Annotated in this window: 19 protein-coding genes; 8 read left to right on the forward strand and 11 right to left on the reverse strand. The window is 69.6% G+C overall.

All coding sequences use genetic code 11. The features are described from left to right. Nucleotides 1–30: 30 nt before the first annotated feature. A complete protein-coding gene (ppc, locus tag KCH87_RS23990) occupies nucleotides 31–2,760 on the reverse strand; it encodes a phosphoenolpyruvate carboxylase (RefSeq protein ID WP_210588280.1) in 2,730 nt (909 codons plus the stop codon). A gap of 254 nt (nucleotides 2,761–3,014) precedes the next feature. Between ppc and KCH87_RS23995 the strand changes: the two genes are divergently transcribed. From KCH87_RS23995 to KCH87_RS49220, 3 genes are read left to right on the forward strand one after another with little or no spacing between them, the layout of a single operon-like run. Further along, the gene (locus KCH87_RS23995) at nucleotides 3,015–4,025 is read left to right on the forward strand and encodes a fatty acid desaturase (RefSeq protein WP_210588281.1); all 1,011 of its coding nucleotides are present in this window, start codon (nucleotides 3,015–3,017) and stop codon (nucleotides 4,023–4,025) included. Continuing rightward, on the forward strand, nucleotides 4,022–4,699 hold the full coding sequence (locus tag KCH87_RS24000) for a TetR/AcrR family transcriptional regulator (protein WP_210588282.1): 678 nt from the start codon (nucleotides 4,022–4,024) through the stop codon (nucleotides 4,697–4,699). The genes KCH87_RS23995 and KCH87_RS24000 overlap by 4 nt, the downstream gene beginning before the upstream one ends. Nucleotides 4,700–4,740: 41 nt before the next feature. Continuing rightward, nucleotides 4,741–4,911, forward strand: coding sequence for a type II toxin-antitoxin system Phd/YefM family antitoxin (locus KCH87_RS49220; RefSeq protein ID WP_247196681.1), 171 nt, complete (start codon nucleotides 4,741–4,743; stop codon nucleotides 4,909–4,911). A gap of 89 nt (nucleotides 4,912–5,000) precedes the next feature. On the opposite strand, the gene KCH87_RS24010 is transcribed toward KCH87_RS49220, so the two are convergent. Continuing rightward, a complete protein-coding gene (locus KCH87_RS24010; RefSeq protein WP_210588283.1) occupies nucleotides 5,001–5,363 on the reverse strand; it encodes a VOC family protein in 363 nt (120 codons plus the stop codon). Further along, entirely contained in the window at nucleotides 5,363–6,172 is an 810-nt protein-coding gene (locus tag KCH87_RS24015) for a trans-aconitate 2-methyltransferase (RefSeq protein ID WP_210588284.1), read from the reverse strand. Before KCH87_RS24015 ends, KCH87_RS24010 begins: the two co-directional genes overlap by 1 nt. A gap of 126 nt (nucleotides 6,173–6,298) precedes the next feature. On the opposite strand from KCH87_RS24015, the gene tamR reads away from it, so the two are divergent. Beyond that, on the forward strand, nucleotides 6,299–6,796 hold the full coding sequence (tamR, locus tag KCH87_RS24020; protein WP_210588285.1) for a MarR family transcriptional regulator TamR: 498 nt from the start codon (nucleotides 6,299–6,301) through the stop codon (nucleotides 6,794–6,796). Nucleotides 6,797–6,894: 98 nt separating this feature from the next. Here the strand turns inward: tamR and KCH87_RS24025 are convergent, their stop codons facing one another. Further along, nucleotides 6,895–7,665 (reverse strand): response regulator transcription factor, encoded by a 771-nt coding sequence (locus KCH87_RS24025; RefSeq protein WP_210588286.1) that lies wholly within the window; start codon nucleotides 7,663–7,665, stop codon nucleotides 6,895–6,897. A gap of 229 nt (nucleotides 7,666–7,894) precedes the next feature. On the opposite strand from KCH87_RS24025, the gene KCH87_RS24030 reads away from it, so the two are divergent. Then, complete coding sequence (locus KCH87_RS24030) at nucleotides 7,895–8,350, forward strand: N-acetyltransferase (RefSeq protein ID WP_210588287.1); 456 nt, start codon at nucleotides 7,895–7,897, stop codon at nucleotides 8,348–8,350. On the opposite strand, the gene galK is transcribed toward KCH87_RS24030, so the two are convergent. Genes galK through galT form a run of 3 tightly spaced genes read right to left on the reverse strand, consistent with a single transcriptional unit; the run spans nucleotide 8,343 to nucleotide 11,532 of the window. Next, nucleotides 8,343–9,497 carry a galactokinase gene (gene galK, locus KCH87_RS24035; RefSeq protein ID WP_210588288.1) on the reverse strand — a complete coding sequence of 385 codons (1,155 nt, stop codon included), beginning with the start codon at nucleotides 9,495–9,497 and terminating at the stop codon, nucleotides 8,343–8,345. The two genes, KCH87_RS24030 and galK, sit on opposite strands and share 8 nt — an antisense overlap. Then, a complete protein-coding gene (gene galE, locus KCH87_RS24040; protein ID WP_210588289.1) occupies nucleotides 9,497–10,474 on the reverse strand; it encodes a UDP-glucose 4-epimerase GalE in 978 nt (325 codons plus the stop codon). The genes galK and galE overlap by 1 nt, the downstream gene beginning before the upstream one ends. After that, a complete protein-coding gene (gene galT, locus KCH87_RS24045; protein WP_210588290.1) occupies nucleotides 10,471–11,532 on the reverse strand; it encodes a galactose-1-phosphate uridylyltransferase in 1,062 nt (353 codons plus the stop codon). The genes galE and galT overlap by 4 nt, the downstream gene beginning before the upstream one ends. A 178-nt stretch (nucleotides 11,533–11,710) precedes the next feature. Between galT and KCH87_RS24050 the strand changes: the two genes are divergently transcribed. The 3 genes from KCH87_RS24050 to KCH87_RS49225 all read left to right on the forward strand — a co-directional run bounded on the left by KCH87_RS24050 (nucleotide 11,711) and on the right by KCH87_RS49225 (nucleotide 14,474). Then, entirely contained in the window at nucleotides 11,711–13,390 is a 1,680-nt protein-coding gene (locus KCH87_RS24050; RefSeq protein WP_210588291.1) for a sodium:solute symporter family protein, read from the forward strand. Between the two features lie 30 nt (nucleotides 13,391–13,420). Next, nucleotides 13,421–13,738 carry a hypothetical protein gene (locus KCH87_RS24055; RefSeq protein ID WP_210588292.1) on the forward strand — a complete coding sequence of 106 codons (318 nt, stop codon included), beginning with the start codon at nucleotides 13,421–13,423 and terminating at the stop codon, nucleotides 13,736–13,738. A gap of 100 nt (nucleotides 13,739–13,838) precedes the next feature. Next, nucleotides 13,839–14,474 (forward strand): hypothetical protein, encoded by a 636-nt coding sequence (locus KCH87_RS49225; protein ID WP_247196682.1) that lies wholly within the window; start codon nucleotides 13,839–13,841, stop codon nucleotides 14,472–14,474. A gap of 13 nt (nucleotides 14,475–14,487) precedes the next feature. Here the strand turns inward: KCH87_RS49225 and KCH87_RS24065 are convergent, their stop codons facing one another. The 4 genes from KCH87_RS24065 to KCH87_RS24080 all read right to left on the reverse strand — a co-directional run bounded on the left by KCH87_RS24065 (nucleotide 14,488) and on the right by KCH87_RS24080 (nucleotide 20,329). Beyond that, nucleotides 14,488–15,186, reverse strand: a complete 699-nt coding sequence (locus tag KCH87_RS24065) for a response regulator transcription factor (protein ID WP_210588293.1) — start codon at nucleotides 15,184–15,186, stop codon at nucleotides 14,488–14,490. Nucleotides 15,187–15,436: 250 nt separating this feature from the next. After that, a complete protein-coding gene (locus KCH87_RS24070; protein WP_210588294.1) occupies nucleotides 15,437–16,954 on the reverse strand; it encodes a PQQ-binding-like beta-propeller repeat protein in 1,518 nt (505 codons plus the stop codon). Nucleotides 16,955–17,027: 73 nt separating this feature from the next. After that, entirely contained in the window at nucleotides 17,028–18,437 is a 1,410-nt protein-coding gene (locus tag KCH87_RS24075) for a PQQ-binding-like beta-propeller repeat protein (protein WP_210588295.1), read from the reverse strand. An 89-nt stretch (nucleotides 18,438–18,526) separates the two neighbouring features. Next, nucleotides 18,527–20,329, reverse strand: a complete 1,803-nt coding sequence (locus KCH87_RS24080; RefSeq protein WP_210588296.1) for an ABC-F family ATP-binding cassette domain-containing protein — start codon at nucleotides 20,327–20,329, stop codon at nucleotides 18,527–18,529. Nucleotides 20,330–20,434 lie beyond the last annotated feature (105 nt).

Raw genomic sequence — 20,434 nt, forward strand, 5'->3', positions numbered from 1 at the left:
AGGCCGGGGGCACGGTCGTACCAGGAGAGGTCAGCCGGTGTTGCGCAGCCCCGCCGCCACGCCGTTCACCGTGAGCAGCAGGGCCCGCGACAGCAGCGGGTCGGGCTGCTCGCCGGCCGCCGCCGCGTCCCGCTGGCGCTTGAGCAGGGTGACCTGGAGGTAGGAGATCGGGTCGAGGTAGGCGTCCCGGATGGTGAAGGTCTGCCTCAGGACCGGGGTGGCGTCCAGCAGTTCGCGCTCGCCGGTCACCTTCAGGACCTCGGCGACGGTCAGCTCGTGTTCGGCCTTGATGGTGTCGAAGACGTGCTTGAGGTCGTCGGGGACGAGGGTGTCGACGTAGTGGGCGGCGATTCGCAGGTCCGTCTTGGCGAGGGTCATCTCGACGTTGGAGACGAAGTTGCGGAAGAAGTGCCACTGTTCGTGCATCTCGGCGAGGACGGTGTCGAGACCGGCCTCGCGCAGGGCCTTCAGGCCGGAGCCGACGCCGAACCAGCCCGGCACGATCTGCCGTGACTGGGTCCAGCCGAACACCCACGGGATGGCCCGCAGACCGTCGAGTCCGGCGCCGGAGTCCGGCCTTCTGGACGGCCTGGACCCCAGGTGCAGGTCGGCGAGCTGGTCCACGGGCGTGGCGGCGAAGAAGTAGGCGGGGAGGTCCGGGTCTTCGACCAGTCGCCGGTACGCCGAGTGCGCCGCGTCCGAGACGACGTCCATCGCAGCGTCCCAGCGGGCCAGCGCCTCTTCCGGCTGGCGGGGGGCGGTGTGCAGGGCGGAGGCCTGGAGGGTTGCGGCGACGGTGAGTTCGAGGTTCTCGCGGGCCAGCGACGGCACGAGGTACTTGTCGGAGATGACCTCGCCCTGCTCGGTCACCTTGATCTCGCCCTCCAGGGTGCCCCAGGGCTGGGCGAGGATGGCGTCGTGGGAGGGGCCGCCGCCGCGGCCGACGGTGCCGCCGCGGCCGTGGAACAGCCGGAGGCGCACGCCGTAGCGGTGCGCCACGTCGCGCAGGCGGCGCTGCGCCCGGTGGATCTCCCACTGGGAGGTGGTGATGCCGCCGAACTTCGAGGAGTCGGAGTAGCCGAGCATGACCTCCTGGACGTCGCCCCGCAGCGCGACCAGGCGCCGGTAGGACGGGTCGGAGAGCATGTCCTCCAGGATGGTGTCCGCGGCCTTGAGCTCGTCGGTGGTCTCCAGCAGCGGCACGATGCCGATCTTCGCCCAGCCGGCGTGCAGATCGATGAGGCCGGCCTCGCGGGCGAGGACCGCGGCGGCGAAGACGTCGTCGGCACCCTGGCACATCGAGATGATGTACGACTCGATGACCTCGGGTCCGAAGACCTTCAGGGCCCGCTTGACGGTCTCGAACACGCCGATCGTCTTCTCACCGGCCGCGTCCACGGGGGCCGGCATCGGGGCCAGCGGGCGGCGCGAGCGCAGTTCCTTGGCGAGCAGCTTGGCACGGTACTCGCGGGGCATGTCCTCGTACCGCCAGGACTCCTCGCCGAGACGGTCGAAGAGCTGGCCGAGGGCGTGGTGATGGGCGTCGGCGTGTTCGCGTACGTCCATGGTGGCGAGCTGGAGGCCGAACGCGGAGAGCGTACGGATCGTACGGTTCATGCGGCCGTCCGCGAAGAGTCCCCCGCGGTGCTCCCTGAGTGACGTCTGGATCAGGGTCAGGTCCTGGAGCAGCTCGGAGGTGCCGAGGTAGTCGCGGCCCGGCTCGTGGGGCGTGCCCGTGGCGAGACGGTGCTTGGTGTTCTCGAGCTTCTGCCGGACGCAGGTGGCCTTGAGCCGGTAGGGCTCCTCGGCGTTGAGCCGCTTGTAGCGGGGGCTGATCTCGGGGAGGCGCTCCAGGTCGGTCTGCAACGACGTGAGCAGCTCTTCCGTCGCACCCGTGTAGCGGATGGAGTTCGACAGGAAGCCGCGGAGTTCGTCGACCGTGTCCAGGGCGTCGTTGATGCCGTGCTCGTGCTGGAGGATCAGCACCTCCCAGGTGACCGCGGGGGTCACGTTGGGGTTGCCGTCGCGGTCGCCGCCGATCCAGGTGCCGAAGGTGAGGGGGCGGGTGTCGTCGGGCAGCTGCACACCGACGCGCTCCAGCTCGGCGGTCAGGTCCTCCAGGACGTCACCGACGGCGCCGGCGTGCAGTTCGTCGAGGTAGTAGATCGCGTTACGGGCCTCGTCCGCGGGCTCGGGGCGTACGACGCGCAGCTCGTCCGTCTGCCAGACGAGGTCGATGTTCTCCGCCAGTCGGGTGTCGTAGCGGCGGCGGTCGGCCTCGATGACCGGGGTCTCCAGGAGCGCGGCGATGCGCCGGAGCTTGTTGAGGACCGAACGGCGCGCGGCCTCGGTCGGGTGAGCCGTGAACACCGGACGAACGTTGAGGTGCTTGACCGTCTCGCGCAGGTGCTCGGGGTCGGCGTCCTTCAGCCGGTCGGCCGTACGGGCGAGGAGACCGCCTTCGGCGGCGCGCTTGGCGCGCAGCTCGCGGCCGCGGTGGACCTGCTCGGTGACGTTGGCGAGATGGAAGTAGGTGGAGAAGGCGCGGACCAGCTTGGCCGCGGTGTCCAGTTCGATGCCGCGCAGCAGCTCAGCGGCGGCCTCGCCGTCCTCGCGGGTGAGGCGGCGGACCTTCTCGACGAGTTCGAGCAGCTCGGGGCCCTCCTGCCGGACGAGGGTCTCGCCGAGGAGGTCGCCCAGCCGCCTGATGTCGGCGCGCAGCTCACTGCTGGTCGTGGTCTGGTCGTCGGCACTGCTCACAGGTGCGGCTCCTTGCAGTGTTGAAGCTCGTCCGGGAGGGAACTATTCAGAGCGGACCGCGCTGTCCGACCGACTCCAGGATAGGTGTCCGGTAGGACGCGCAGGCTCACGGGCTCTTGCTGCTCGGCGACGCGCTGCCATACTTACGTCGCCGTAGGTTACGGAACCGTAGGGACTCCCGTCAGAGCCCTCGACAACCCTGGGTTCCCTGCCCGGGCACCTGCCTCGACCCACGACCCCACAGGGGACGCCCCATGACCACAAGCTCCGACGTGATCGACGACGCCCCGAAGGCGCCCGACGACACTCCACTCCCTGCGGCCACGCTCGGCGGCGAGAAGAAGGGATCGGTCGAGCAGTTCGCTCTCCTTCTCTTCATCGTCGTCCCCTTCATCGCGCTCGTGGCGGCGGTGCCGCTTGCCTGGGGCTGGGGAGTGAGCTGGCTGGACCTCGCTCTGCTGGTCTTCTTCTACTACCTCGGCTGTCACGGCGTGACGATCGGCTTCCACCGCTACTTCACCCACGGCTCCTTCAAGGCGAAGCGCCCGCTGCGCATCGCGCTGGCCGTCGCCGGTTCGATGGCGGTGGAGGGCCCGCTGGTCCGCTGGGTCGCCGATCACCGCAAGCACCACAAGTTCTCCGACGCGGAGGGCGACCCGCACTCGCCGTGGCGTTTCGGGGAGACCCTCCCGGCGCTGATGAAGGGCCTGTGGTGGGCGCACATCGGCTGGATGTTCGACGAGGAGCGGACGCCGCAGGAGAAGTACGCGCCGGATCTGATCAAGGACGACGCGATCCGGACGATCTCCCGTCAGTTCATCTACTGGACGATGCTCTCCCTCGCCCTGCCCGCGCTGATCGGCGGACTGGTGACGATGTCCTGGTGGGGCGCGTTCACGGGCTTCTTCTGGGGATCGCTCGTTCGAGTGGCCCTGTTGCACCACGTGACCTGGTCGATCAACTCGATCTGCCACGCGGTCGGCAAGCGCCCCTTCAAGTCGCGTGACAAGTCGGGCAACGTGTGGTGGCTGGCGATCCTGTCCTGCGGTGAGTCCTGGCACAACCTGCACCACGCCGACCCGACCTCCGCGCGGCACGGAGTGGAGCGCGGCCAGCTGGACTCCTCGGCCCGGATCATCCGCTGGTGCGAGCAGCTCGGCTGGGCGTACGACGTGCGCTGGCCGTCACGCTCACGTATCGATTCACGCCGTAACGACGACCAGGACAGCTCCCGGCGCGGGAAGGCGACCGCCGAGGCGGCATGATTGACGGCGTGGCGACCGATTCCAGCAGTACACCCAGCAATGAGAAGCCGCGGCGAGCGCGCCGTACCCGGATGACCGGTGCGGAGCGTCGCCAGCAGCTGCTGGAGATCGGTCGCACCCTCTTCGCGGAGAGGGGTTTCGAGGCCACGTCGGTGGAGGAGATCGCGGCGAAGGCCGGGGTGTCCAAGCCGGTGGTCTACGAACACTTCGGTGGCAAGGAGGGCCTGTACGCGGTGGTGGTGGACCGCGAGATGCGCCGCCTCCTCGACATGGTGACGAGCTCCCTCACGGCGGGCCACCCACGCGAACTCTGCGAACAGGCCGCCTTCGCGCTTCTCGACTACATCGAGGAGTACACGGACGGCTTCCGCATCCTCGTCCGCGACTCCCCCATCCCGCAGTCGACGGGTTCCTTCGCCTCGCTCATCTCGGACATCGCCACCCAGGTGGAGGACATCCTCGGCCGCGAGTTCAAGAGGCGCGGCTTCGACCCCAAGCTGGCCCCCCTCTACGCCCAGGCCCTGGTCGGGATGGTCGCCCTGACCGGCCAGTGGTGGCTCGACGTCCGCCGCCCGAAGAAGGCGGAGGTGGCGGCCCATCTGGTGAATCTCGCGTGGCACGGGCTGGACGGACTGGAGGCGAAGCCGCGCCTGATAGGACGCCGGAAGAGCTGAACCGACGGACCAGGAGGTGCGCCTTGTGAAACCGTGGGGGCATGACGGAGATGTCCATCAGCGAGGCCGCCCTCCAGCTCGACGACCTCGTCCGCCGGGTCGCATACCGCCGCGAGACCATCGCCCTCACCGACCATGGGCACGTGGCCGCGCTCCTCGTATCACCGCACGTGATCGAGGATCTCGAAGACACCCTGGCCGTCATCGACTAGCAGCGCCGCAAGGCTAAGGGCACGCTCGGAGAGGGCATCCCGCACACGGAGGTCAGACGCCTGCTGGGGCTTGACCCGGACCCGACGTCCTAAGCCGACGGCTCCAGGAACTCCAGCCGGTTGCCGACGGGGTCCTCGGAGTAGAAGCGCCGGTGGCCCGGCAGATTCTCGTCCCGGACGACGGTCGCCCCACGAGCTTCCAGCCGGGCGGCATACGTTTCGATATCCACGACCCGCAGCCCCGGGTGCGCTTTCCTCGCAGGCCTGAAGTCTTTCTCGATCCCCAGGTGCAGCTGCACCGGCCCCGTCCGGAACCAGCAGCCCCCTCGCGCGGCGAGCGCGGGCGGTTTGGGTATCTCGGTCAGGCCGAGGACATCGACGTAATACGACCGCAGCCGCTCCTCCGAGCCGAGCGGAGCCGCGAGCTGGACATGGTCCACGGCGGTGATCATCACGCCGTCTTGCGGGCGACGGCGAAGATGCGGCGGAACGGGAACGGGGTGCCGTACGGGCCGGCCGGATAGGCCTCGCGCAGGGCGGTCCGGTAGGCGTCGAGGAATGCCTTCCGCTCCCCCGGGTCGTCGGCGAGCGCCGTGAGGACGGGGCGCAGTCCCGTTCCCTTCACCCAGTCGAGGACCGGGTCCTCGCCGGTGAGCAGGTGGATGTACGTCGTCTCCCAGACGTCGGCGGTGCAGCCGAGCGCGGTCAGGTGCTCCAGGTAGGTCTCGGGGGCGAGGACTGCGTCGTCGTGGCGGAGGGTGTCGGCGAGGCGGTCCCGCCAGCGGGCGGAGTGGGCGAGTTCGCGCATCAGCCGATGGCTGGGGGCGTCGAAGTTGCCGGGCACCTGGAAGGCGAAGGTGCCGCCGGGAGTGAGGCCGGCGATCCAGTCGGCGAAACGGTCCACGTGCCCCGGGACCCACTGAAGCGTGGCGTTGCTGACGATCAGGTCGTACGGCCGTACGGGCTCCCAGGTGCGGACGTCGGCGGGGGCGAAGTCGAGGCGGCCGCCGCCCGGGGTGGGGCCCGCGTGAGCCTCGGCCCGGGACAGCATCTCGGGCGAGTTGTCGTAGCCGGTGATGTGCGCGGTGGGCCAGCGTTCGGCGAGCAGGGTGGTGACGTTGCCGGGGCCGCAGCCGAGGTCGGCGATGCGGGGCGGGGTACCGGGCAGGTCCGGGACGCGGGCCAGGAGGTCGGTGAAGGGGCGGGCGCGGTGGTCGGCGTGGCGCAGGTACTGGGCGGGGTCCCAGGTGGGCGCGGACATAGGGAGGCCTCCGGGAGGGCGATGACCGTGGCTGACAAGTACCCAGCCTGTCGCCATTTTTAGCTCGACGTCAAGAGACTTGATGTCAAGAGACTTCATGTCGACACAACCACTACACTGATCGTCATGGAGGACGAGGTCGATCGGCTGGTCGCAGCATGGCGCCGGGAGCGCCCGGACCTCGACGTGGATCCGCTCGAGGTGCTCAGCCGGGTGAGCAGACTGGCCCGGCACCTGGACCGCGCACGCCGGCTGGCCTTCTCCGAACACAGCCTGGAGCCCTGGGAGTTCGACGTGCTGACCGCGCTGAGGCGGGCCGGGACGCCGTATCAGCTCTCACCGGGACAGTTGCTGACCCAGACCCTGGTCACCTCGGGCACGATGACGAACCGCATCGACCGGCTGGCCAAGAAGGGCCTGGTGGAGCGGCTGCCCGATCCCAGCGACCGGCGCGGTGTGCTGGTCCGGCTGACCGACGAGGGGCGCGACCGTGCCGACCAGGCGCTTGCGGGGCTGCTCGATCAGGAGCGGGCGATTCTGGCGGAGTTGTCTCGCGCGCAGCGCGCTGAACTGGCCGCGTTGCTTCGGCAGTTGACTGCCCCGTTTGACAACATCCCTGGGTGAGCGCTCCGCGGGCTCGGTCGTCGTTCGGCTGCGGCGCCGTCGTGGCTGGTCGCGCAGTTCCCCGCGCCCCTTTCGGGGCGCTGCCCAACCGATCCTGATCAGGCGCTGCTGCTTTCCTCCACGCCGATCCGGCCGGCAGGTGCAAGGTCCACCGGGCCGACCCCCGCCCGCCGCGCCAGCGCTACCGCGGCCAGGGTCGAGTGGACGCCCAGCTTGCCGAGGACGTTCTGCATGTGTGTGCGGACGGTGTGCGGGGACAGGAACAGGCGCTCGGCGACCGCCTTGCGCCCCAGGCCCGCGACCATGCAGCGCAGCACTTCCCGCTCGCGCGGGGTGAGGGACTCCACCAGCCGTTCGCTCTCGGTGCGGTGCTTGCGCGCGGCCGTCAACTCCCGCAGGACGCCCGTGAGCAGGGCGGGCGGGAGATGGGTCTCGTCGCGCAGAACACCCCGGATGACCGTGAGCAGCCGGGACAGCGAACAGTCCTTGGCGACCCAGCCGGACGCCCCGGCCTGAAGGGCGAGCGCGGCCCGCCGTGGATCGTCCTTCTCGGCGAGGACGACGATGCGTACGGTCGGCTGTCCCGTGCGGACACCGACGACGAGAGAGATCCCGTCGACGAGCCCGTCCTCATTGTTCTCCTGCACCGGCGCCGGACGGACGCCCGGCACATTGCCCCCCAGATCGGCGTCGACGAGCAGCACGTCGTACCGGCGCCCCTCGGCGGCCGCGCGCTCCAGGCTGCGCAGCGCGGCCGGACCGCTGCCGGCCGCGGACACGTCGACGTCCGGCTCGGCGGCCAGTGCGGCGGCGAGCGACTCGGCGAAGATGCGATGGTCGTCGACGACTAGGACTCGGATACGAACCACTGAAACCCCCACTGGTCCGGGACACGACGACCGGTGCGGGTACGACGCCCAGGGGTGGGCGCAATCGCACGGCCGCCGCCGTGCAGAGACTGCTACCCCCACTGCGGGCGTCGTACCCGACTTGTCTCGCCCCCTGATCAGCACCGGCCCCCACCGGTGCTGTTCATCAGAGTACGGCCGGGGGCGGGGAGCGGAAGGTAATTTGCAGAACTGACTGTCCAGCGCGTTTATGGTGAGCCGCATGTTTCGCATTGAGACAGGAGTCGACAAGGAGTTGCGCGACTTGCTCCGTTCCCGTCTGCGCACCACCAACACGGCGGCCTCACCGATCTTGCGAGCGCTGCGCGGAACGCCTGGTGAACGGGAACTTCCGCTCCACGTCTGGGCGTTGGATCACCACGACGCTCTGGCGGGCGGGCTCGTCGGGTACACGTGGACCACGTGGCTGCACGTGACCTATCTGTGGGTGGACGAGCGGCTTCGGGGTGCGGGACTGGGCTCCCGGCTGCTGGCGGAGGCGGAGCACATCGCGTCCGCCGAGCGGGGCTGCCGCAGTGTGCGCCTGGAGACCTGGGACTTCCAGGCGCCGGCGTTCTACACGAAGCAGGGGTATGAGGTGGTGTGCGTGATCCCCGACTATCCGCCGGGGATCACGGAGTACACGCTGACGAAGCGGCTCAGCTGATCCTGCGCGCCCCCGCCGAGGGCACCGCCTCGAACGTCCGCGGGGCCTTGAAGCCTGCCGTCGCGAAGGCTTCCTCGACGGCCTTCGTGATGGTGTCCACGTCGGCCGTCTCCGCCAGCACGATCGCCGAACCGCCGAAGCCGCCGCCGGTCATCCGGGCGCCGAGCGCGCCCGTGGCGAGCGCTGTGTCGACGACCAGGTCCAGCTCGGGGCAGGAGATGCGGAAGTCGTCCCGCAGAGAAGCGTGGCCCTCGACCAGCACCGGGCCGATCGCGCGGGTCTCGCCGGCCTCCAGCAGGGCGACGACCTTCTCCACCCGCTCGTCCTCCGTGACGATGTGGCGGACCAGACGGACGGCCTCTTCGTCGTCACCGAGGCGGGCGAGTGCCGCGTCCAGACCGTCGTACGGCACGTCCCGCAGCGCGTCGACGCCCAGCAGGGCGGCACCCCGCTCGCAGCCCGCCCGTCGCTTGCCGTACTCGCCCTCGCTGTGCGAGTGCTTGACCCGGGTGTCCACCACCAGCAGGCGCATGCCCTCCACGGCCAGATCGAAGGGGATCTGCTTCTGGGACAGGTCACGGGTGTCGAGGAAGAGGGCGTGGCCCTGCTCGCAGCAGGCGGAGGCCGTCTGGTCCATGATGCCGACGGGAGCGCCGACGTACACGTTCTCCGCGCGCTGGCACAGACGGGCCAGCTGCCAGCGCTTGAGGCCCAGTTCGTACAGGTCGTTGAGGGCCAGGGCGACCACGACTTCCAGCGCCGCCGACGACGACAGGCCCGCGCCCGCCGGGACCGTCGAGGCGAGGTGGATGTCGGCGCCGGTGACCGGGTGGCCGGCCTCGCGCAGGGCCCAGACGACGCCCGCCGGGTACGCGGTCCAGTTGCGGTCCGAACCGGGGGCCAGGTCGTCCGGTCTCAGTTCTACGACGCCGCCCTCGACGTCCGCCGAGTGCAGGCGCAGCACACCGTCCTCGCGCCGCGCGACGGCCGCGACGGCGGTGTGCGGCAGCGCGAAGGGCATCACGAAGCCGTCGTTGTAATCAGTGTGCTCACCGATGAGGTTGACGCGGCCCGGCGCTGCCCAGACACCTTCGGGGCCGGTTCCGTACAGCTCCTCGAAACCGTCCCGCACCTGCTCTGCCCCCACTACTGCTCCCTTGCCGTGTTTGCGATGTGCTGCGCGAATTCCCACGCGTCCGCGACGATCCCCGCGAGGTCCGCGCGGGACGGGTTCCAGCCGAGCCGCTCGCGGGCGGTGTCGGCGGACGCGACCAGGACCGCCGGGTCGCCGCCGCGGCGCGGGGCCATGACCTCGGGGATCGGGTGGCCGGTGACCTGGCGGACGGTCTCGATGACCTCGCGGACGGAGAAGCCGTTGCCGTTGCCGAGGTTGCAGATCAGGTGCTCGCCGGGCTGGGCGGCCTGAACGGCCAGCAGGTGGGCCTCGGCCAGGTCGGCGACGTGGATGTAGTCGCGCACGCAGGTGCCGTCCGGCGTCGGGTAGTCGTCGCCGAAGACGGAGATCGCCTCACGCCTGCCCTGGGCGACCTGGAGGACCAGCGGGATCAGGTGCGACTCGGGGTCGTGGCGCTCGCCGTACGCGCCGTAGGCACCCGCCACGTTGAAGTAGCGCAGCGAGACCGCGCCCAGGCCGTGCGCCGCCGCCTCGCCGGTGATCATGTGGTCGACGGCGAGCTTCGTGGCGCCGTACGGCGACGTGGGCGCCGTCGGGTCGGTCTCGGTGATCGGCGAGCTGACCGGCTCGCCGTACGTGGCCGCCGTGGAGGAGAAGACCAGCTTGCGGACGCCTGCTTCGCGCATCGCGCCGAGCAACGCCATGGTGCCGCCGACGTTGTTGTCCCAGTACTTCTCGGGCTTCGCGACCGACTCGCCGACCTGCGAGAACGCGGCGAAGTGCAGAACGGCGTCGAAGGAGGAGTCCAGCCACTTGGCGGCGTCGCGGATGTCACCCTCGACGAAGGAGGCGCCCGCGGGCACGCCCTCGCGGAAGCCGGTGGAGAGGTTGTCGAGGACGACGACCTCGTGGCCCGCCTCCAGCAGATGCTGGGCGACCACGCTGCCGACGTATCCCGCGCCACCGGTCACCAGGTACTTACCGCTCATGAACTCGCTACCTCTCGCAGTCGCTCGGCCGCGCGCTCGGGCGGCACGTCGTTGATGAACACGTTCATGCCGGACTCGGAACCCGCGAGGAACTTCAGCTTGCCTGACGTACGGCGGATGGTGAAAAGCTCGAGGTGCAGGGCGAAATCGTCCCTGCTCACACCGTCGAACTCGTCCAGCGCGCCGAACGGGGCCTGATGCCAGGCCGCGATGTACGGCGTGGGCGGTTCCCCTTCGCCGAAGATCCGGTCGAAGCGCCTCAAGACTTCCAGATAGACCTGGGGAAATTCTGTGCGCGCCGCCTCGTCGAGACCGAGCAGATCGGGCACGCGGCGCTTGGGGTACAGGTGGACCTCGTACGGCCAGTGCGCGGCATACGGCACGAAGGCGACCCAGTGTTCACCCTCCAGGACGACCCGCTCGCCGGCGAGTTCACGCTCCAGGACGGCGTCGAAGAGATTCTCACCTCCCGTCGCTTCCTTATGAGTTGCGAGTGAACGCAGCATCAGCGCGGTGCGCGGCGTGGTGAACGGGTACGCGTAGATCTGGCCGTGCGGATGGCCCAGGGTCACGCCGATCTCGGCGCCCCGGTTCTCGAAGCAGAACACCTGGTCGACGGAGGGCAGATGGGACAGTTCCGAGGTCCGGTCGGTCCAGGCGTCGAGCACCAGGCCCGCCTGTTCCTCGGTCAGGTCGGCGAAGGACGCGTTGTGGTCGGAGGTGAAGCAGACCACCTCGCAGCGGCCGGAGTCGCCGGCGAGGGAGGGGAAGCGGTTCTCGAAGACCACGACGTCGTACGAGGAGTCGGGGATCTCGCTCAGCCGGTCGCCCTGGGACGGGCACAGGGGGCACTCGTTCGCCGGCGGATGGTAGGTGCGGCCCTGGCGGTGCGAGGCCACGGCGATGGAGTCGCCGAGCAGGGGGTCACGCCGGATCTCGGACGTGGTGACGGTCCGTTCCAGCGGGCGGTGGTCCACGGCGTCACGGACCTTGTCGTCGCGCAGGTCGTAGTAGATCAGCTCGCGACCGTCGGCCAGCCGGGTCGAGGTCTTCTTCACTGCGGACTCCCCTGTCAGGGCCACTCAACCAACCAACATAACTCAACATATCGAAACACAACTCACCAGGAGCGTCAACATCACAATCAAACAAAGAGCACCATCCGAAGTGTTCAATTACTGAACACAGAGGCGTAGGTTCCGCTCTGGATCAGTTCGCGCAACGAAGCGAGTGCTTATGCAAACCCCCACATATCTGGCCGCCGAGCTACGACTCCCCACCAACTGGCTCGACTACACGATCCTCGGCATCTACTTCGTCGTCGTTCTCGGCATCGGCTTCGCCGCCCGCCGCTCGGTGAAAACCAGCCTCGACTTCTTCCTCTCGGGCCGCTCGCTGCCTGCCTGGATCACCGGGCTCGCGTTCATCTCGGCGAACCTGGCCGCCACCGAGATCCTCGGCATGGCCGCCAACAGCGCTCAGTACGGCGCATACACCGTGCACTGGTACTGGATCGGCGCCATCCCCGCCATGGTCTTCCTCGGCCTGGTGATGATGCCCTTCTACTACGGAAGCAAAGTTCGCTCGGTTCCCGAGATGCTGCTGCTGCGCTTCGACAAGTGGGCGCACCTGCTCAGTTCGATCCTGTTCGCCTTCGCCGCCATCCTGATCGCCGGTGTGAACCTCTACGCCCTCGCGATCGTCGTGGAGGCACTGCTGGGCTGGCCGCAGTGGGTGGCGATCGTGGTCGCGGGCGCCTTCGTGCTGGCGTACATCACCCTCGGCGGCCTGTCGTCCGCGATCTACAACGAGGTACTCCAGTTCTTCGTGATCCTCGCGGCCCTCATCCCGCTCGTCGTGCTGAGCCTGAAGAAGGTCGGCGGCTGGGACGGTCTGACCGACTCCCTGACCAAGACCCACGGCGCCGACTTCACCACCGCATGGGGCGGCACCGGCATCGGCAGCGACAACCCGCTGGGCGCGAACTGGCTGACCATCGTCCTCGGCCTCGGCTTCGTGCTGTCCTTCGGCTACTGGACGACGAACTTCGCGGAGGTCCAGCGAGCGCTGTCGGCGAAGAACCTCTCGGCGGCCCAGCGCACCCCCCTCATCGCGGCCTTCCCCAAGATCTTCATCGTGTTCCTGGTGATGATCCCGGGTCTGGCGGCCGCCGCCCTGATCCCGGGCTTCGGCGCCGAGGGCTCGGACTACCAGTACAACGACGCGATCCCGTACCTGATGGAGGAGCTGCTGCCCAACGGTGTCCTCGGCATCGCGGTGACGGGCCTCCTCGCGGCCTTCATGGCGGGCATGGCGGCCAACGTGTCCTCCTTCAACACGGTGTTCACCACCGACATCTGGGCCCGCTATGTGGTCAAGGACCGCGAGGACGGGTACTACGTGACGTTCGGCCGCCTGATCACGGTGATCGGCGTGTGCGCCTCCATCGGCACCGCGTTCCTGGCGTCGTCCTTCTCGAACATCATGAGCTATCTCCAGACGCTGTTCTCCTTCTTCAACGTGCCGATGTTCGTCGTCTTCATCGTCGGCATGTTCTGGAAGCGCGCGTCCGCGAAGTCCGGCTTCTGGGGTCTGCTCGCCGGCACCGTGACCGCGATGGTGAACTACTTCTGGATCTACAAGCAGGGCATCATCGACATCCCCTCCGACCAGGGAGCCAACTTCGTCTCCGCGATCGCCGGGTTCGTGGCCGGTGCGGTCGTCATGGTCGCCGTCTCCCTCTTCACGGCCCCGAAGTCGGCCGAAGCACTGGCGGGCCTCGTCTACGGCACCCGCTCCCCCGGCATGGAGGAGCCGCCCGCCGCCGGCGACGACGCCTGGTACCGCAGGCCGGCCCTGCTGGGCTGGGGCGCGGTGATTCTGGCGGCGGCCTGCTACATCCCGTTCTCGTTCTGATCGCCTTCAGAAAGGGGAGATTGAGGAACCATGTCTGAGAACCACGGCTTTTCCGAGCAGGACCTCCAGCGGCAAGTCACCGAGCTGGAGGGCAAGTCCACGACGGCCGCACGCCTCTTCGACATCCGCCGGATCATCGGCGGCCTGTTCGTCCTCTACGGCGTGATCGTCACGATCGCCGGGATCACGGCCTCCGACGCCGACATCGACAAGGCCGAGGGCGTCAACATCAACCTGTGGACCGGGTTGGGGATGCTCGCGCTGGGGCTGTTCTTCCTGGCGTGGCTGTGGCTGCGGCCCACGGCTGCGCCGGTGCCGGACGTCCTGCCGGACGAGTCCGCCGAGTGACGCTCGCCGGTGAGACGGGGCTGGAGTTCCTCGGGGCTCCAGCCCCGTTCTGAGTACCGGTACTCATGCCCACCCCGCCGCTCGCGCCCACACTTCGAGCATGAGGCGACACTCCGGGCAAAACCCGCTCACCGGTCGTATCGGCCATCCCTCCCGCGTCCTGTACGGCGCGGCATCGACGGCGCTGTGTGCGCTCGTCCTCACCGCCTGCGGCACCGAACGGCCGGACGGCCAGGGCCCGGCGGCAGGATCCGACGACCGGGTCGCGGCCGAATCGCCCCCGCTCCCCCGCACGGAGACGGAGGATGCCGGGACCGAGAGCCCCGAGGACGACGAGACCGGGAGCACCGACTTCCTCCTGTTCATGCAACTCCTCATCTCCGTCGCCGAGCCGTGCCCCGATACGCAGGCCGAGGCAGCCCAGGAGGAGGCGGAGCTGAGCTCCGTGGAGAAGTGCGCGGCCCGCGGTCACGTCCGTCGCATCACGAAGGCCCTCAAGGACATCGCCGACCCGACCCCGGGCCAGGTCGGCGATGTCCTGCGCGACCTCGGCTACATCGACGAACGCGTCGACGGCCCGCAACGCTCCGGTGAGCGCGTGGAGTTCACGCTCGACCTCCGGGTCCTGGGCGGTCAGCTGTGCCTGGACGGCAGCGTCACCGGCACCGGGACCGCCATCGAGCCGTACGGTGCGTCGCCCGAGGTCGAGTGCCTGGACGTGCGGCGCACGTCCTGATGCCGGCCGCGAGTCAGTCCGTCCCCGTCTCCGGAGGCGAGTGCGGTACCGGGCCCGCGCGGTCCAGCAGACCTGTCCTCGCCGCCAGCGCCGCCGCCTCCAGTCGGGAGCCCACCCCCAGCTTCATCAGCACCCGTTGGACATGGGTGCGGGCCGTCGACGGAGCGATGCCCATGCCGGCCGCGATCAGCCGGGTGTCCTCGCCGTCCGCGACCCTGACCAGGACCTCGACCTCTCTGGGCGTCAGCATGTGAAGCAGGCGCTGGCCCTCGTCGTCGGGCTGGACGGCCGGGTTGAGGAGCTCACTGAAGGCGCCCTGAAGGAGTTGCGGGGCCACGGCCGCCTCGCCCGCCCTTGCCTTCATGATCGCCCGCTCCACCCCCTCGATGCGCTCGTCGTGCCGTACGTAGCCCGAGGCGCCCGCGGCGAAGGCGGCGGCGATTCCGCGTGGTGAGGGCACGGGCCCGAGGACCAGGACCGCGACCTGCGGACGCTCTCGTTTGATCTTCACCACCGGGTCGAATATCCCGGGCTCGGCAGGTGTGGCCGTGCCGAGCAGGCACACCTCCGGCGCACGGGTGATCACCAGTTCCGCCGCGCCCGCGGCCGGTGCCGCCGCGGCGAGGACACGATGGCCCCGCAGTTTCAGCGCCGAGGCCAGTGCCTCGGCCAGCAATCGGTGGTCGTCGACCACCATGAGCCGCACTCCCATCGAGCAACCCCCCAGTCCCCCCAATGGATGCCCCACTATGCATGCCCACTGGTCCGCGCGGCCAGAAGCCCCCACCCGGCTCCCCCGCTCTTCATGCCCCCGGAAGCTACACGCTTGTTCGACGCTGCGCTGCCCCTACCGGTGAGAAGTGCCCCGGATCGCCGAAATTCCTCGCATTCGAGGGTGTTGGGCGGTACGTGCACGGCCCCTTCTCTGAGCAGGGACGGGACCGTCAACACGGGCCGGTGGTTCAGCCGTTCGTGCCGAACGCGATCGCCAGGTACTGCTTCTCGGGCGAGCCGGACAGCCTGAAAGCGTGCGCCTGGGACATGTAGAGACGACCGTCGCGGAAGAGGATCTCGGAGTACTCGGGGAGCAGGGTCCGGGTGGCCGGGTTCTCCAGCAGCTCGGTCTCCTTGACGGTGACGCCGTCGATGCTGACGATCCGGCCGCCCTGGCCATAGGCAGGACGCTTGTACGCGATCACGTTGCCGCCGTCCATCCGCAGCGGGGAGATCGTGTAGCCATCGCCCGCGTCGGCGCGTTTGCCGGTCTGTTTGCCGGTGGCCAGGTCGAAGGCGACGATCTCGTTGGCGTGCTCCTGGGTCGGCACATAGAGCCGGTCGTTGCCGACCACCAGCCGACGGCAGTTCTCGACCTCGCCGATGGCGTCGCACCGTGCCGCGTACTGATCGTCCGGCAGCGAGATCCGGGAGCGCAGTCTGCCGGTCCTGTTGTCGACGGAGAAGAGGTCCGATGTGGGACTCGCGGTGTCGCCGGCTTCGGCGGCCACGACCAGGGGGTCGGTCGACACCACGTCGGCGTGCTCGATGCCCTGTGCCATCCCGTACTCCGAGATCACCGTCCCGGACGTCGGGTCGATGGTCTGGATGTGCAGCTGAAGCCGGTCGGACGAGCCGCATCTGCGCACCGCGACCAGCTTCGTGCCACCGCCGTAGCCCGCGTCGTAACAGGTGTCGGCCGGCTTCGGGGCCCACAGCGGCCGGGCGGAGGCGATGTCCCAGGCCGCGCCGCCGCCGGTGCTGCCGGCGGCGACGGTGTTGCCGCTGACGGTGACGTTGCTGAAGGCGATCAACCGGTCACCGGTCTGTGCGGTCCTGGTCCACAGCCGCTTGCCGGCGTCGAGGTCGATCGCCGCGACCTGACTACAGCCCGCCGAGGCGTTCCCGGCCGGCATCCTGGGCTGGAAGACAACGGCCGTCCTGTTGTCCTCGGTGGTGTTCCGGCTGACCGTGCACACCGGGCCGGGCAGCGGGATCGTCCACAGCCTGGTGCCCTTGTCGGCGTCGTAGCCGACGATCTCGGCGATGCCGCTCTTGACGTACACCTTGTCGGTGAGCCAGGAGCCGGGGACGACGACACCGCCGACGTCCCTGGTCTCGGGCATCGGCACCTGGAAGAGGACCTCGGCGCCGGTGTCGGCCGGCACCTTCTCGTCGCCCTGGCCGCCGGTGTCCCCGCCAGCGCCGACGGAGTTCGCGGTGGCGTGTTCTCCTTCGTCGCGACCGGAGTTCGCGTACCAGACGCCGCCGACGACGATCAGCGCGATCGTCAGGAGCGCCGCGACGACGACCGTCAACCGCGCCTGGGTCCGCCGCCCGCCGGCCATGGCCGACTGCGGGTGGCCGTACCCGTACCCCGGGGGCAGCTGCGGAGCGCCGTAGCCGGGCGGCGGCAGGGTGGGCGGCGGGCCGAAACCTGCGCTCTGCGGTGGGTGGTTGGGCAGTGGGGGCGGCGGCTGGGTCATGACGTGAGTACCTCGTGAGCGGAAGCGTGGGGGGGCGAGGGGAGCGAGGGGAGCGGAGGCGGCCAGGAGGAGGTCACTTGCCGTAGGCGAGTATCAGCTTCTCCACCGGGTCGTCGTTGCCGGTCAGCCGCGTGGCCGAGAGGTAGAGGCGGCCGTCGGCCCAGTCGATGGCCGTGGCGGGGAAGCCGTCCTCGACGTCCGCCGCGGCCTGCGGGTTCCGCAGCAGTTCGGCCGGTTTGTGGCTGCTGCCGGTCGTCGGGATCGACACGACCCGGCCGCCCGCGTCGTGCGACGGCCGGACGTACGCGATGAGCCTGCCGCCCTCGGCTTTCAGCGGCAGCATCGGCTCGTCCGCCGGGGACTTGACGCGCCACTTCTCCTTGCCGGTGGACAGGTTGATCGCGACGATCTCGTTCGCGCCGCTCGTGGCCTCGGTCGGCAGGTAGAGGGTGTCGGCGTCGGCGGCCACGCCCGCGCAGCCCCGGAGGTCACGGGCGCGGATCGCCGGGGTGCAGTCGGGGGCGAAGTCCTCGTCGAAGCCGACCTGGGAGCGGAACGTGCCGCCCGAGGTGAACGTGGAGATGTTCCAGGCCTGCTTGTCCTCGTTGGTGCTGTAGATGACCAGCGGGTCGACGGAATAGGTGCGTTCGACCGTCCAGCCCTTGTCGATCGGCAGAGTCCACAGGACCTCGCCGGTCGTCGGGTCGAGCCCCTGCATCTCCTCGTGCTCGTCCGTGGTGCCGGCGTCGCAGGACGCGAGCTGGACGAGCTTCTCGCCGCCCGCGAAGGCGGTCGGGAAGCAGGAGTCGCCGTACTTCTTCCTGTCGTAGAGCTTGCTGCCGCTCATGACGTCGTACGCCGTGCCGGACTGCGAGCGGCCCACCATCAACGTCCTGCCGGTGAGGGACATCTCGACGGCGGGTGCGGAGTCGGACAGCGTGCTGTCCCAGCCCTGCTCGCCGGTGTCGAGGTCGACCTCCTGGAGCCGGGTGCACTCGGCACCGTCGCCGCTGCCGCTCAGGTACGCCACGACGATCTTGTCGTCGGCCGTCTTCTGCGGGGTGACCGCGCAGATCTTCTGCGGGAAGGCGATCGGGTCCCAGGCCGGGTAGCCGTCACCGGCGTTGTACGCGACGAGTTGCTTGTACGCCGCCTTCACCACCGTCCTGTCCGTGATCCACATGCCGGGGGCGTCGGCGCCGGTACCGGGCACGTCCGGCGCCTCCGCGTGCCAGAGCATCTGCGACTCGCCCGCCCGGCGGCCCTCGTCGAGGCTTTCCGGGTCGTACGAGGCGGACGGCTTCGCGGCGACGCCCGCCGGCTGCTTCGGGGCGTCATCGCCTCCGCTCGTCGCCGCGAACACGGTGCCGCCGATGACGAACAGGGCGGCCACCGCGACACCGACGGCAAGCGCGGGCCTGCCCCTGAAGGCGTCGCGGGGCCCGGATCCGGGCGGCGGCGGGGTCTGGGGCGGCTGGCTCATCAGCGGCCCTTTCTATCACCCGGCACCGGCAGCGCACCGGCCCGGATCCGCCCTGTTCCCAAAGGGAGGACCGGTCCGTGATGCCGTCGTTACGCGTCCTCGGCCAGTTCCAGCCAGCGCAGCTCCAGTTCGTCGCGCTCGCCCGCCAACTGGCGCAGCTCGGCGTCCAGTTCGGCCACCTTTGCGAAGTCGGTGGCGTTGTCGGCGATCCGGGCGTGCAGCTTGGTCTCCTTCTCGGAGATCTTGTCGAGCTGCCGCTCGATCTTCTGGAGCTCCTTCTTGGCGACGCGCTGGTCGGCGGCGCTCGGCCCGGCGGCGGGCTTCGCCGCGACGGGCGACGCGGCGGCCACCGCCTCCTCCATGCGCCGGCGCCGCTCCAGGTACTCGTCGATGCCGCGCGGCAGCATCCGCAGGGTGGCGTCGCCGAGGAGGGCGAAGACGCGGTCCGTCGTCCGCTCGACGAAGAACCGGTCGTGGGAGATGACGACCATCGAGCCGGGCCAGCTGTCGAGGACGTCCTCAAGCTGGGTGAGGGTCTCGATGTCGAGGTCGTTGGTGGGCTCGTCGAGGAAGAGGACGTTGGGCTCGTCCATGAGGAGCCGGAGGATCTGGAGCCGGCGCCGCTCGCCACCGGACAGATCACCGACCGGCGTCCACTGCTTGTCCTTGTTGAAGCCGAACGTCTCGCACAGCTGCCCGGCGGTCATCTCGCGCCCCTTGCCGAGGTCGACGCGCTCGCGCACCTGCTGCACGGCCTCCAGCACCCGCAGGTTCGGGTCGAGTTCGCCGACCTCCTGCGAGAGATAGGCCAGCTTGACGGTCCTGCCCACGGCGACCCGCCCGCCGGCCGGCTGCGTCTCGCCCTCGCTGCGGGCGGCCTCGGCCATGGCACGCAGCAGGGAGGTCTTGCCGGCGCCGTTCACGCCGACGAGGCCGATGCGGTCGCCGGGGCCGAGCTGCCAGGTCACATGCTTGAGCAGCACCTTCGGCCCGGCCTGGACGGTGACGTCCTCAAGGTCGAAGACCGTCTTGCCGAGCCGCGTGGACGCGAACTTCATCAGCTCGCTGCTGTCCCGGGGCGGCGGTACGTCCGCGATCAGCTCGTTGGCGGCCTCGACGCGGAAGCGGGGCTTCGACGTACGGGCGGGGGCGCCGCGCCGCAGCCAGGCCAGCTCCTTGCGGACCAGGTTCTGCCGCTTGGTCTCCTCGGTGGCGGCGATGCGCTCGCGCTCGGCGCGTGCGAAGACGTAGTCGGAGTAGCCGCCCTCGTACTCGTACACATCGCCCTTCTGCACGTCCCACATGCGGGTGCAGACCTGGTCGAGGAACCAGCGGTCGTGGGTGACGCAGACGAGCGCGGAGCGGCGCTCGCGCAGGTGGTTCGCGAGCCAGGAGATGCCCTCGACGTCGAGGTGGTTGGTCGGCTCGTCGAGCACGACCAGGTCCTGGTCCTCGATGAGCAGCTTGGCGAGTGCGATACGTCGGCGCTCGCCGCCGGAGAGGGGGCCGATGACGGTGTCGAGCCCCTGCGGGAAGCCGGGCAGGTCGAGGCCGCCGAAGAGTCCGGTGAGTACGTCCCTGATCTTGGCGTTGCCCGCCCACTCGTGGTCGGCCAGGTCCCGGATGACCTCGTGGCGGACGGTGGCGGTGGGGTCGAGGGAGTCGTGCTGGGTGAGCACGCCCAGGCGCAGGCCGCCGGAGTGGGTGACCCGTCCGGTGTCGGCCTCCTCCAGCTTGGCGAGCATCCGGATGAGGGTGGTCTTGCCGTCGCCGTTGCGGCCCACGATGCCGATGCGGTCCCCCTCGGAGACGCCGAGGGAGATCCCGTCGAGCAGGGCACGGGTGCCGTACACCTTGCTGACGTTCTCGACATTGACCAGGTTGACGGCCATTTCTCTCCTGACACGGGGATCGATCGACCCTCCAGGGTAGTCGCCGCGCCTCTTGATCCGTCCGGCGGTCGGCACAGCCCGGGTAAGCAGAGGGTCGCTCACCCC

The sequence above is a fragment of the Streptomyces sp. GESEQ-35 genome, assembly GCF_017948485.1.
Lineage (GTDB): Bacteria > Actinomycetota > Actinomycetes > Streptomycetales > Streptomycetaceae > Streptomyces.